15 protein-coding genes and 1 pseudogene are annotated in these 12,643 nt (G+C 39.6%); 7 read left to right on the plus strand and 9 right to left on the minus strand.

Annotation, left to right across the window (positions count from 1 at the left end; genetic code table 11):
• Window positions 1–22: 22 nt before the first annotated feature.
• From NO991_RS15530 to NO991_RS15555, 6 genes are all read right to left on the minus strand, one after another.
• Complete coding sequence (locus tag NO991_RS15530; protein WP_016708235.1) at window positions 23–937, minus strand: efflux RND transporter periplasmic adaptor subunit; 915 nt, start codon at window positions 935–937, stop codon at window positions 23–25.
• A 2-nt stretch (window positions 938–939) separates the two neighbouring features.
• A complete protein-coding gene (locus tag NO991_RS15535) occupies window positions 940–2,262 on the minus strand; it encodes a TolC family protein (protein ID WP_231387283.1) in 1,323 nt (440 codons plus the stop codon).
• Between the two features lie 75 nt (window positions 2,263–2,337).
• Window positions 2,338–2,700, minus strand: coding sequence for a hypothetical protein (locus tag NO991_RS15540; protein WP_016708233.1), 363 nt, complete (start codon window positions 2,698–2,700; stop codon window positions 2,338–2,340).
• A 45-nt stretch (window positions 2,701–2,745) separates the two neighbouring features.
• A complete protein-coding gene (locus tag NO991_RS15545) occupies window positions 2,746–3,645 on the minus strand; it encodes a cation diffusion facilitator family transporter (protein WP_016708232.1) in 900 nt (299 codons plus the stop codon).
• Window positions 3,638–4,366: a transglutaminase family protein gene (locus NO991_RS15550; protein WP_016708231.1), complete on the minus strand. Its 729-nt coding sequence runs from the start codon at window positions 4,364–4,366 to the stop codon at window positions 3,638–3,640. Before NO991_RS15550 ends, NO991_RS15545 begins: the two co-directional genes overlap by 8 nt.
• A 12-nt stretch (window positions 4,367–4,378) precedes the next feature.
• Window positions 4,379–5,032 (minus strand): cation transporter, encoded by a 654-nt coding sequence (locus NO991_RS15555; protein WP_016708230.1) that lies wholly within the window; start codon window positions 5,030–5,032, stop codon window positions 4,379–4,381.
• Window positions 5,033–5,114: 82 nt separating this feature from the next.
• Here NO991_RS15555 and cadR point away from each other — a divergent pair, with 82 nt between their 5' ends.
• The 7 genes and pseudogenes from cadR to NO991_RS15590 all read left to right on the plus strand — a co-directional run bounded on the left by cadR (window position 5,115) and on the right by NO991_RS15590 (window position 11,540).
• Window positions 5,115–5,504: a Cd(II)/Pb(II)-responsive transcriptional regulator gene (cadR, locus tag NO991_RS15560; RefSeq protein WP_016708229.1), complete on the plus strand. Its 390-nt coding sequence runs from the start codon at window positions 5,115–5,117 to the stop codon at window positions 5,502–5,504.
• A 131-nt stretch (window positions 5,505–5,635) separates the two neighbouring features.
• Entirely contained in the window at window positions 5,636–6,211 is a 576-nt protein-coding gene (locus NO991_RS15565) for a recombinase family protein (protein WP_062566150.1), read from the plus strand.
• An 11-nt stretch (window positions 6,212–6,222) separates the two neighbouring features.
• Window positions 6,223–7,983, plus strand: a complete 1,761-nt coding sequence (locus tag NO991_RS15570; RefSeq protein WP_371352171.1) for a P-loop NTPase fold protein — start codon at window positions 6,223–6,225, stop codon at window positions 7,981–7,983.
• Between the two features lies 1 nt (window position 7,984).
• Window positions 7,985–8,872 (plus strand): hypothetical protein, encoded by an 888-nt coding sequence (locus NO991_RS15575; RefSeq protein WP_016708226.1) that lies wholly within the window; start codon window positions 7,985–7,987, stop codon window positions 8,870–8,872.
• Window positions 8,865–10,199: a Qat anti-phage system QueC-like protein QatC gene (gene qatC, locus NO991_RS15580; protein ID WP_063702034.1), complete on the plus strand. Its 1,335-nt coding sequence runs from the start codon at window positions 8,865–8,867 to the stop codon at window positions 10,197–10,199. The genes NO991_RS15575 and qatC overlap by 8 nt, the downstream gene beginning before the upstream one ends.
• Entirely contained in the window at window positions 10,196–10,927 is a 732-nt protein-coding gene (qatD, locus tag NO991_RS15585; protein WP_062566148.1) for a Qat anti-phage system TatD family nuclease QatD, read from the plus strand. Before qatC ends, qatD begins: the two co-directional genes overlap by 4 nt.
• A 51-nt stretch (window positions 10,928–10,978) precedes the next feature.
• A pseudogene (locus tag NO991_RS15590) lies at window positions 10,979–11,540 on the plus strand (manganese efflux pump MntP family protein).
• Window position 11,541: 1 nt separating this feature from the next.
• On the opposite strand, the gene NO991_RS15595 reads toward NO991_RS15590, so the two are convergent.
• The 3 genes from NO991_RS15595 to NO991_RS15605 are packed head-to-tail and all read right to left on the minus strand — an operon-like array spanning window position 11,542 to window position 12,575.
• Complete coding sequence (locus NO991_RS15595; protein WP_371352172.1) at window positions 11,542–11,760, minus strand: GDCCVxC domain-containing (seleno)protein; 219 nt, start codon at window positions 11,758–11,760, stop codon at window positions 11,542–11,544.
• Window positions 11,748–12,137, minus strand: coding sequence for an organomercurial transporter MerC (gene merC, locus NO991_RS15600; RefSeq protein ID WP_008109712.1), 390 nt, complete (start codon window positions 12,135–12,137; stop codon window positions 11,748–11,750). The genes NO991_RS15595 and merC overlap by 13 nt, the downstream gene beginning before the upstream one ends.
• A gap of 60 nt (window positions 12,138–12,197) precedes the next feature.
• The gene (locus NO991_RS15605) at window positions 12,198–12,575 is read right to left on the minus strand and encodes a MerR family transcriptional regulator (protein WP_008464133.1); all 378 of its coding nucleotides are present in this window, start codon (window positions 12,573–12,575) and stop codon (window positions 12,198–12,200) included.
• Window positions 12,576–12,643: the final 68 nt, after the last annotated feature.

A 12,643-nucleotide genomic window follows, 5' to 3' on the forward strand; every position in this document is an offset into this window, starting at 1 on the left:
TAGAGGACAAAAAGGTCGGAGATTAGTGTTCATGTCCAGCCTCCGATTTTTTTAGATCAGCAACTAGCAGATAACTGTTCTTTACAACCACACTTTCGCCGACGTTCAAACCGTCGATGATAGCAATATTGATAGCGTCTGAAGCGCCAGTTTTTACGGCGCTAGGGTGGTATTCATTGCCTTCTTTAATAAAAACAACATCTTTGCCTTCAAACTCTTGAATGGCTCCTTTTGGCACAACAACTGGAGCAGAGTGTTGACTGGTCGTAACCGCACCTTTAATTACAGTGCCAAGCGGCCACTTGTTGGTTTTGTTATCCAATTTTACAAATGCCAATGAGTATGGCTTGTCGTTTAGTGATGGTGTTAAATAGCTAATTTGCGCACTTTGATTAAATTCAGTGCTATGAATTAGCACCTGCTGGTTAGCGTTAACCTTACTTAGCTGAGTAGGAAACACTGATAGTTGTGCCCAAACCACGTCAAAATTGGCTATTGTCAGCAAGTTTTCACCATTTGTAAGCTCGCCAATATTGGCTTGCCTAGCGACTATACGCCCAGACATTGGTGCTTTTATCGAATATTGATTTAAGCTCTCATTGGATTCAATCACTACCAACGTTTCACCTTTTTTGACCTCTTCGCCGAGATTGACTTTTACTTCCTTAATAACACCATCGAATCTAGCGTTAACGTGCGCAAGTGAGGCAGGATCGGCAACGATTTTTCCATATACAACTTCTTCGTTATGAATAACACCGCTAGTTGCTGCTACTGTTTCAATGCTGTTTTGTTTAGCCATCTCAACAGACATAGAGACTATTTCATCTTTGTGTTCTTCACTGGCTGAGGTCGTGATGGAGGTGAAACCAATTACAGCAACAAGCATTAATTTGAAAAGGCTGATTGGTGAATTTAATATATTTTTCTTTTTCATGATTAATTCTCAATAAAGCTTGAAAGTTGGCTTTCTGTATTGCCGGAAGAAATTAATGGAATGCCTGATAAGGACTCAATGGAGGCGCTTTGTTTGTGAACCTCACTTGCGGCAAAAATAAGCGCATATTGCATCTCAATAAGCTCTTTTTGAACTGAAACTAGCTCTAAATAACTAAAGCGCCCGTCCGAATAGGCTTTTTGCACTAATGACAAAGCACTTTCTTGAGGCGGAATAATACTGGTTTGTAAGGTTTCAACCGTAAGGCGAGCCTCTTCCTGAGCCGCATAAAATGTCGCTAATTGGCTGTAAATTGCTCGCTCACTGGCTTTCCGTTGCTGCTCAACTTCATCGAGTTTTGCTTTTTGAGATTGATAGCTGCCTCTATTTCTATCACTCGTAAACAGAGGGACGCTAATTCCTGCAACCAACGCAGTCTCATTGCTACCTTCAAGTCTTTTCACACCTGCGCTCCACGTTATATTAGCGTGGCTTTGTGCGTTGATTGATTGTAATTGAGCTTGCTGAATTCTCGATTGCTCTGCATAAGCTAATATATGAGGACTTTGAGAAAGTTGAGCCATGATGTATTCGAGTGATATTGTTTTGGGAAGTGCAAATAAATCGCCTGATACACGAGAGAATTGCGGTGATTGTTCTCCCCACATAATAGCTAACTTACGAACACTGGCCTCTAACTGCTTGGAAATGGTTAGCGTCTTTAGTCGAGCTGTTGCTAAAGCTGCATCAGCTCGTTTTTGCTCTGATGACGGTGCCGAACCAACACGAACTTTTTTGGAGACAGTTTGATAGGTTTCTCGTGCTAGCTTTTCTGCATTTTCATTGACGAGCATGATTTGCTGTAACGTCAAAACATCGATATAGCGAGCTGCTACTTCACCCAAAATATCGAGTGTTTGTATTCTTTTTTCAACAGCTATTGCTTGCTGTTGGGCATTAACATAAAGCTTTCTGCTATTTACCTTATCTCCCAATTCCACCACGGAAGATATTGATAAGGTAAGTTCAGCGTCGCTGAATCCAGATACATCACCTGTACCTGCAAAGTTTTCCAATTCAGCGCTGACGTTATATTCAGGTTTTAACCCTGCGGTAGCTAACTCGCCGTCTAAACGCTTTTGTTTGTATTTAAAAGCTGTTAGCTGTGGGTTGTTTGCAAGTGTTCGTTGTATTGCCTCTGACAATGAAACTGAATCAACAGTTAAGTCATTTGCAAATACATTATTAGTTGTCACTAAAAACGACAACAGAAGCAACCGTTTTACTTTCTTCCAAGCAAGTACGGGGGCCTTAAAATAAGACATATTCATATTTTGTCCTGTTTATTTTATGAAACGAGCGTTGGCTTCACCGCCTAACGCGCCAATTAAATAAAAGGACTAACTTTTGGGAGGTCGAAGTAATCTGGAAGGGGGAGCTTCAATGACTACTTTTAAATAATCAAATACCTGACTTGATTTGAAATCAATGTCTCTACTGATGTAAACATGCGTAGCAAACTGTACATGCGAGCCATTGCAGTGTCCGCAATGATGACAATCAGCGGGGTTGTGTTGGTCATTATCTGCTGATGATTGTATTAATTTTTCAGAAGAAATGTGGTCATCTAAAGCATGAACATGCTCGGTTTTTATATGCTCGGAATCAACAATATGAACATCAGCAACTTTTGCCACAGCAGAAAATGACTGAAGTAATATCAGCACTATCATGATGTATGCAGGGAATTGTTTAATATTCATTTCGTTTCAACTATCTCTTAGTTATGCCAATGTTAACACTATCGTTTAGCTTGCGTCACGACATTGCTCGTCTATGAACTCTATTTCAATTGTTGTATGAGCAAAATCAAACTCTTTAAGCTCCTGTCGCAACTCTAGCTTGTACGATTTCAGCTCTTCGTTAGATATTTCAGTGTTTAAAACAATATGGGCGGTTAAAACGTTGTGTTCACCATCAAGTGACCAGATGTGTAAGTGATGTACTTCACCCACAATGGCTTTAGAAACTATTTTCGATTTAATATTTTCAATAAGATCAATATCTGGTGTCGCTTGCAAGAAGAGCATAAGTGTCGTTTTCAGTGTTCTTACAACATTAAATAAAATAAAAAGGGTAAACCCAATTGATAAAATAGGATCGAGTATGGGCCATTCAACAAACATCAATACGATTGATACAATAAATATAGCTATCCAACCTAAAACGTCTTCAAGCAAGTGCCAGTTTAAAACTCGTTCATTTAAGGTCTTTCCATGACTTAGCTTATAGGCAGCGTAACCGTTTACCACCATGCCAAAAATAGCTAATAAAAGCATTCCTTCGACTTGAGGCATTTCGGGGTTAGCTAATCTTGGTATGGCCTCAATTAGTATAAAAACAGAACCAACAGTTAATACCAAACCGTTAATCAATGCGCCAAGCAATGAAAAGCGCTTGTAACCATATGAAAACTGGCTAGAGGCAGGCTTGTTACTGAGCTTATTTAATCCCCATGCGGTGCCTATGGAGATGCTATCTCCTAAATCATGGATAGCATCTGCCATGATTGCCGTACTATTGGTTAACCAACCTCCGATAAATTCGATGATGGTAAACGTGAGGTTTAGAAAAAAAGCCCAGCCAATGCGTCTCGAAGCGTCCTCATCATTGTGAGGGTGATCATGACCGTGAGAGTGGTTATGCATGTTGAGCCTCGGCGGTTACATTTTTTCTTCTAAGCCTTTGTACATTCCAATTAATGATATGACGGATAAAGTTTTGGTACGCCCAACGTTTAATACCCGTTAGATTGGTTCCCTGCTCAGCATAGAATTCATCGGGTGAGTCATAAAAGCCAAAGTCGTCGTGTATGCCTTCTTTTTGAATATAAGTATCTTTACCAACCCAGTTCGTCTCTGGGTTACTTATGCAGGTAGTAGCTATTCCATAACCACAAAAATTATCTTTAGCTTGACTGAATTTGGATTGAATTGAACTTAGGTAAGCTTCGTCGAGAATGAAGCCTTCTAAATTGATCCACTTACCTTCATAGAGCACTTCTACCCAGCTATGGATAATGGATTTTGGGGCAAGCCAAAATACATAAGAAGGAATAGCGCCTTTCTGAAGCTGTTGGTCAATCGTGAAACCATGAAATCGGCACTGAATACCAAGCGCTCGGAATAGAGCCATTAACAAGTTTCCCTTGGTATTGCACTGTCCATAGCCATCCGCTAAAACTTCACTCGCAGATATATCATCGCTGCGGTTGTAACCAAACTGAATCTCATCTTTAACAAAGGTGTAAGCAGCTCCTATTGTGTTGTATTCATCCATTGTATTCCAATTCCGATCTGCTATTAGAGATTGGATGCTGTGATCATCTAAGTCTAATATTTGTGTTTTCTCTAAATAATTAGCACTCATTATCCATCTCCTTTAAGAACATGATTTTGATTTACTTCCACTACAGCTATTGTTTTCGCTTGTTAACTCTGCGTTGCTCAGCTCTTTCTTCGCATCAGTAATAATCAGGTAAGCCCCTCTTAAAATTAGGGTTGCAATCACACTACCAATCACAATGTCAGGCCAGCGAGAATCAAGTAGCATCACTAAAACACCAGCAGCAATGACCCCCAAGTTTGCGATCACATCGTTGGCTGAAAATATCCAGCTTGCACGCATATGGACTTCACCATTGCTTTGCATTCTGATTAAAACTAAACAAATGACGTTTGCTATTAATGCTACAAAACCAAAGCCGATCATGAACCAAGAGTGAGGCTCACCTTCTCCGAGTCTTCTTACTATGTCAAAGATTACCAGTATTCCGAGTGTCAGCTGAAAGTAACCGCTGATAAGGGCTGCATTGGCTTTATGCTTTAAAGATCGGCTCACGGCATATAGAGCAATACCATAGACAATTGCGTCAGCCAGCATATCCATTGAATCTGCTATCAAAGCCGTTGAGTTTGCATATAGGCCCACAGTAATCTCAACGCAGAACATAACCGCATTAATACCTAGCAACCAATACAGCACATGTTTTTGTTTCGCATCTTTTAGTTCGACTTCGCAACCACAACCACTCATTGCACGGCCTTAGTTATTTGCTTGATAACTTAACTATAAAGTCTATAGTGACTATAGAGTCAAGATTTAGGACTAAAGTTTTATGAAGATAGGTGAACTTTCAAAAACGACAGGGTGTTCGATACAAACAATTCGGTATTACGAGAAAGAAGGGTTGCTTTCAACTCCTGAACGTACTGAAGGGAATTACAGGTTATACGGTGAACGGGCTTTAAAAGAATTAGAGTTTATAAAGCATTGCCGAAGTTTGGATATCCCTCTAACAGATGTTAAACGCCTTATGGAACTGAAAAATAAGCCAGAAGAAAGCTGTGCAAGTGTTAATAAGCTCATTGCTCAACAATTGGCCTTAGTTAACAATCGAATGAGAGAACTCAAAGCACTAAAAGCTGAGCTTCAACAAATGGCAAGTTTGTGTACAACTGAAAACACCATTGAAGCGTGTGGAATAATTAAGTCACTTGATAGTTAGAATTGTCATTCATTTTCTATCCGTGTTGTGTACGAATAACTATATTTTATTACGTTCATGTACGAAATTTATTTAATGTACTTTCGTTCACTTGATTGTTAAGATGTACGAAAGTTACAGGTTTCGTACATATGAAAGTTGGTTTTGCAAGAGTCTCAACTAAAGAGCAAGATTTAAATATTCAACTGTCCAAGTTGGACGCTCATGGCTGTGAAAAAATATTTCAAGGAAAACAGTCAGGTGCTTCCATTAGAAATGAAGAAAAGCTAAAGGAACTCATCGATTTTATCAGGGAGGGTGATGAGGTAATTGTTACTCGCCTTGATCGGCTAGGCCGATCATTAAAGTCTATTCTTGAGGCTATTGAAAGTATCCACAAAAAGGGGGCTTGTTTAAATATTATCGACGGCTCTCTCAATACTAAAAATGATAATCCGTTTGCCACCGCCATGATCAACCTATGTGGAGTATTCGCTCAACTTGAGCGGGATCTTATAAAAGCCAGAACCGCAGAAGGTCGCGAAGAAGCGAAGGCTAAAGGCAAACATATGGGTAGGTTGCCTGCTTTATCAGACAAACAAGCGAAAGAATTATATAAAGATAAATTAAATGGTGAATCGATCTCTGCATTAGCGAAGAAATATTCTGTTAGCCGCCCGACGGTTCATCGAACTATTGAAAGAATGGAACAAAAAAATAATAAATAAAAGGAGATGTTATGTGGTCTGATAAAGAGTCAAAAATTGACTTCTTAAATTTTAATGAAGCGGCTGAGTCGATTAAAGATCTTATCACTGAAAAGGAATTAATGCCTATTAGTATAGGTGTCTTTGGTGATTGGGGCGCTGGAAAATCCACGATTCTTGAACTTACCAAAGCATCTTTGGAAACTGATGAACAAGAATATATACAAGTGCATTTCGATGCATGGACTTTCCAAGGATACGATGACGCTAAAGCAGCGCTATTAGAAACAATTGCATCTACTTTAGTAAAAAAAGCAGCAGACGATAAAAATCTAAGTGCAAAAGCAATAGAGTTTGCTGGACGAATAGATAAGATCAGACTGATGGGACTGCTAATGGATGGTGGTGCAGCATTAGCTGGTATACCGACTATGGGTGGTATACAGAAGATCATGGGACTATTCAGTGGTGGTGACGATGGTGAACTTGATGTTGATGATGTAAAAGGTGCTGTCGATGGCGCTAAGGATGTTGCGAAGAAAAACAAAGGTTTGATCAAAGATAAGAAATCATTCTCACCTCCTAAAGAAATTAAAGAATTCCGAAAAGCATATTCTGATCTGTTAAAGGAGTTTGATAAGCCACTTATTGTCTATGTCGATAATTTAGATCGCTGCTCTCCATTTAATGCCATTTCAACACTTGAGGCGATCAGATTATTTCTATTTTTACCAAATACCGCATTTGTCATTGCCGCCGATGAAGACATGATCCGTTTGGCAGTACCTGAATATCACAAAGGTGCATCTCAACGACATCAAACTGATTATTTAGACAAGCTTATTCAAATTCCTGTGCATGTACCAAGGCCCGGTGTTCTTGAGATAAGGGCATATTTAATGATGCTCACCGCTCAAGACCACGGAGTGACAGATGCTCAGTTAGAAGCGATAAGATGTGCCCTTGAAGAATCATTAAGGCTTTCTTGGAAACAACCACAAATTACCGTTGATGAGCTTCTTCAGGATCACGATATCGAAAAGCATTCAGGACTCAGAAGCAAATTTGTAGTTGCTGAACAGTTAGCTCCACTATTAGCTGAATCCACAAACATTAACGGTAACCCTCGCATAGTTAAGCGATTACTCAATCAAGTTAAGATGAGAAAGAAAACGGCTCACCGTCGAGGAATGCAGCTTGACGAGAAAACTATCACTAAGCTGGTAATTTTTGAGAGGTGCTTAGGCACTCAGGCTACTAACAAGCTTTATGAATTAATTGATAAGGAAAACGGATATCCAAAAGTTTTAGCGGATCTCGAAAATTCAGAAGTTGAATTTGATGAAATAAAGTTACCTGAAGAGTGGAAACTCGACCTAGCTTTTATTGATAAATGGTCAAAATTACCTCCAATGTTTACTGAGATGGATTTGACCCCAGCGGCATACCTTAGCCGAGAAAGCATTCCAATGGGTGCTGTTAATGCGGTAATGTCGGGAGCTGCTCAAAAACTTGTAGAAGAATTAATGAAGCAAAAGGTAAGGGTCAGTGGCGTTAACTCTACTGCGATTACCACAACTCCGAAGGAAGAGTACATGTCAGTCATGGATGGTTTGATTGAAAACTTTAAGTTGATTGGTGATTGGACCGAAAAACCAACAGGCATCTATGGAGCCGTGTTACTTGCCAAGCAGGATGATAAATGTTGCTTAAGTCTTCTTACATTCTTAAAAAGCTTGCCTCGTCAAAGGTGGCTCAATCCAATCTTAAAAGAACTAGAGGGAATTAAGTAATATGGGTACGTCCGCATCGTCTACAGGACCGAATAACAAGAGTCCGCTAATTCCATCTTGGGCAGAGCAAGGAGATCCCGTCACAATAGAGCCTGCATCAGGTACTGATGGGGATGATCAAACTGGTTCTGATAACAATCAATCTGATGATCAGAATGACCATACCAACGATATTGACAATGACAAGGTTCAACAAGAAATCGGTGGTTCGCCAACAGCAACGCCACCTCCAAATAGGTTTGCCAGCGCCAGAAGAGCATTTGGTAAATATGCACAAACAGGTGGCTCAACCTCAGATCTAAGGCGTTCATTAAAAAGCTACTCTAGAAAAGGCTCTGGCGGAGGTAAAAGCACAAGCCGGAGACTAGCAAGCGGTATAACGGCTGGTTCTGGATTGCTTGGTGTCATGCGTGGCGACACCGTAACGGTTAATAATCAAAGCTTATCATTAGGTGATCTAACTGGGTTATCGACTGACCAAGCAATTGACAAAATTGCTAGTCATTTGGCACCTGATAATGCCGATTCGGATGCTGTAAGAGTTGCGTTGGATTACGCACTAGAAGAAGCACTCCCCGATACAGAAGAATTTGACCCAAACAGTTTTACTGACGAAGTTATTCAAGAAGCCATAGGCTGTTATTTAACAGATCTTATTTTTCAGGATGTGGTTGAAGGCATGGGCAGAGCTTGGTTTCATGTAGAGCCAGCAAGCAAGCATCATCAAATGGAAGTAGAATTAAGGGAATTAATAAAAGTGATCACACAAGAGCAGTTAGACAAAGTAACTAATGGCAACCCTAGTACTATTAGCAAGGAAAATATTACTAAAATTCAAGCTGATGCAATTGCAATGACAGTGGATGAATGGGAGAGTTTTGATGACTAATTTTTATTTTAACCATGACCCAGCTAACTTGCCTGATTTTTCTGAAGACTGTCATCCTGTCCAAATGTTTCACACGCATCAAAATGACATCACTAAGCACAGCTTGGTGTCAAAACAACTACTACAAACAGTTCGTGATTTAGGATTGCATGTAGATGCTGATGCAATAGATCTGATAACAATTGCAACCGCCGTTACCGCCGCTGATACATTTGAATTGAGGGATAATGCAGAAAATGCATGGGCTAGAAAAATGCACTTGCATGTTCCTGTTACCGATGAGGATATGTGGAATACTGTTGAGCCTGAACTAAGTTCTTTGCTCAACTTTCTAACGGGCGATCAATGGCAGTTTACTTTTGAAAAAACAACTATGCCGATGCCGACTCCTAAAACAAGTGAGCAAGCGAAAGCAAAAGCAAAATCATTAATTGGACTCAACTCAGTCTGCCTTTTTTCAGGAGGTCTTGATAGCGCAGTTGGTGCAATTGACATTTTAAACGGAGAGTCAGCCTTAAAACCGCTTTTGGTTAGTCACGCTTATCGTGGTGATGGCGCAAAACAGGAAGATATTAAGCAATTATTGTCCCCGCCATTCGGCGAATTGTCCTATTCAATGTCTCCTCATATTATCAAGCAGTTAGAAGGTAAAACTGACATTAGCATGAGGGGAAGAAGCTTCAACTTCCTAGCTATGGCGGTACTTGGTATATCAGCCTTAAGAAATGCTAATTGCGATAGCAGTATTGAAACTATTGTCGTCCCTGAGAATGGCTATATTTCTATAAATCCACCGCTTACCAGAAGACGGATTGGTAGCCATAGTACTAGAACTACTCATCCTAATTTTCTAAGCAGGCTTGAATCTTTGCTTAGAGACACTGGGTTTCATGTCAAATTTGTAAACCCCTATCAATTCAAAACTAAAGGTGAAATGTTAGCGGAATGTGTTGATCAAGACGCAATTAGAAAAGCAGTTCCTCTGAGTGTTTCTTGTAGTCATTGGCACAGAGAGCATAAACAGTGTGGGCATTGTGTACCTTGCCTTATTCGAAGAGCGTCAGTTTTTCATGCTGGTTTTACACAAGATGCGCCATACAAGACAAAGCGGTTGAGAGGTCTTATTAAAGAAAAAGATACTCGCGATGATCTCCAAGCGGTTCAAACTGCCATTATTAGATTGAAACAATCAGATAACTATCGTTCTTGGCTTCGAAAGTCAGGACCAATACCACAAGAAAAAGATATACGAGAAAAATTAGAATCAACTATTAAGCGAGGATTGGCAGAGGTTGAATTATTTCTCCAAGCGGATAAATCATCATGATGGATCTTCATTGCCATGTTGATTTATATCCAGATTATCAAGAGGTATTGAACGACATAAAAAGCAGTAATTATTACGTGCTATCAGTAACTACGGTGCCGTCAGCTTTTGAAGGTACTGTCCAGTTAACAAGTGACATAAAACACTGTAAAACGGCTTTGGGTCTGCACCCTCAACTTGCTCATTTAAGGAAAAATGAACTACCTCTATTCGATAAGCTAGTTGATAGAACTAGATATATTGGAGAAATTGGGCTGGATGGCTCAAAAGGTTATGCTGATTACTTTGATGATCAATTAGAGGTTTTTACGCATATTTTGAAAAAATGTGAAGGCTTCGATAACAAAATATTAACTATCCATAGTCTTAATGCGACAGGTGAAGTACTTGAACAACTTAAGTTATACCCCGATGCTGGTACTTCTATTCTTCATTGGTTTTTAGGTACTAAGAAGCAAGTTCTAGAAGCCGTCGAGCTAGGCTGTTTCTTTTCTATTGGGCCAGCCATGCTTACTTCAGCCAGAGCTAAAAAAGTAATATCGTGGATACCTCAAGATAGGATTTTACTCGAAACTGATGGCCCTTTCGCCAAAGTGGCGGGGAATATTCTGTTTCCTTCAAGTGTTGGCACTGTTACTGAATATCTGGCTGAAATTTGGTGTAAAAATAAGGCTTCGATAATTGAGCAACTGTCAGCAAACCTTAGGTGTTTAACATCAGTCAAGTAACTAATTATACGTCACGTAATCTTATAACAATTTTATTCAGGTTTAATCGATTTGTTTGAAGTATTTGTATTAGCTATAGCACTCAGTATGGACGTGTTTGCAGTATCCATAGGCTTAGGTTCTAAAAAAGTAGCAAATGCTGAAAAACTCTTTATTAAAGCCGTTGCTTATTTTGGATTTTTCCAAGGCTTTATACCTCTTTTAGGCTATTACAGCGGTAAAGGATGATCATCTTGGATTGAAGATTATGCACCTTGGATAGCTTTTATTTTGCTATTATTTATCGGTGGCAAAAATGATTTATGAGTCCCAATCTGAAGGAATTGAAGAAGATATTGCTAATGTTACTCATCGTGTGCTATTTGTTCTTGCTATTGCCGCCAGTATTGATGCAATGGCGGCAGGTTATGCAATCACATTGCTTGAGGTAGACATAGCCGTAGCTTGCTTGATAATAGGCGTCACGACGTTTGCCTTTAGCTAGATTGGTGTGAATATCGGCGAAAGAAGTGGCGTATGGCTGGAGTCTAAAGCTGAACTATTTGGTGGTTTAGTGTTAATCGCAATCGCATTTAAGATATTACTTGGTTGGCACAGAACCACCGAATACTAGGCTACTTACCTGAGCAACATGCATTGCCTTCTTGAATAGGAGGACACTTAACTGTTCCATAAGAGCAGTAAACGCAACAATCACCTTTGAACGGTTTAAGTAGTGCTTTACAGCTTTCGCATTCGTAATACCATTGGCAAGCGTTTGTAGGCATGGTTTCAACTTTGCTAAATCCACATTCAGGGCAAGTGATTTTAGATTCTAGTTCTATACCTTGCATACTGGTTCCTTAATGGGCTTAACAATATCTAAAATAGACATTACGACCATCCAAATGATCCCAAAGTAAAATAAGTAAGTGCTCCAGTCGTATTGCCATAAAGGATAAAGGGTCAGCAATACTGCAATTGGGCCAATGACACTTAAAACGCCTCTCAATGAATCTCGATGTTGATACCAATTATAGAAATTAACTAACAACGCTAGTGAAGCAAATAATGGCAATAAGGTGTTCACCGCTATCCCTTCAAAATGTGAAAGAAAACCTAACCCAAGAGCAGATGCCAATGAGCCGAGTGCAGGAAAACATGCTGTGCAGCTAAGGGCGGCTAGCCAAACGCCACCAGAACCTACTTTATCTAGAATTTTATTGATCATAACTATCTACCTCAATTTTTAAGGTAGTATAAACTCCGTACATAAGTACGGGGTCAATAGCTATTTAAGTGAATTTATTACCGGGCAGGATTGAGGGTCTTGATTGGCCTTGCAAGAATCTGTCATATCTTGAATTACTTTCTCTAATCGCTGTAAATCAGCAATTTTATTACGAATGAGATTAAGTTTTTGCAACCCCATCGACTCAATATCAGCGCAACTGTCACTTAGTGACATAAGCGATTCAATTTCTTTCAGCGTAAACCCTAATGCTTTAGCTTTCAGAATAAATTTGAGTTGACTGGTAAGGGCATCGCCATACATTCTGTAACCAGACTCTGGTTTTAAAGGTTGCTCTATCAGACCTTGGCGCTCATAGAAACGGATTGTTTCAACATTGATATCTAAATCTTTTGCCAGTTTTCCAATGGTTCTCATAAACATACTCTTTAGAAGCAGAAATATCATTATACAATTAATGCGGATTGCCTAAACTCAATTTTATT

This window comes from Pseudoalteromonas sp. DY56-GL22 (genome assembly GCF_041414715.1).
Classification (GTDB): Bacteria; Pseudomonadota; Gammaproteobacteria; order Enterobacterales; family Alteromonadaceae; genus Pseudoalteromonas; species Pseudoalteromonas simplex.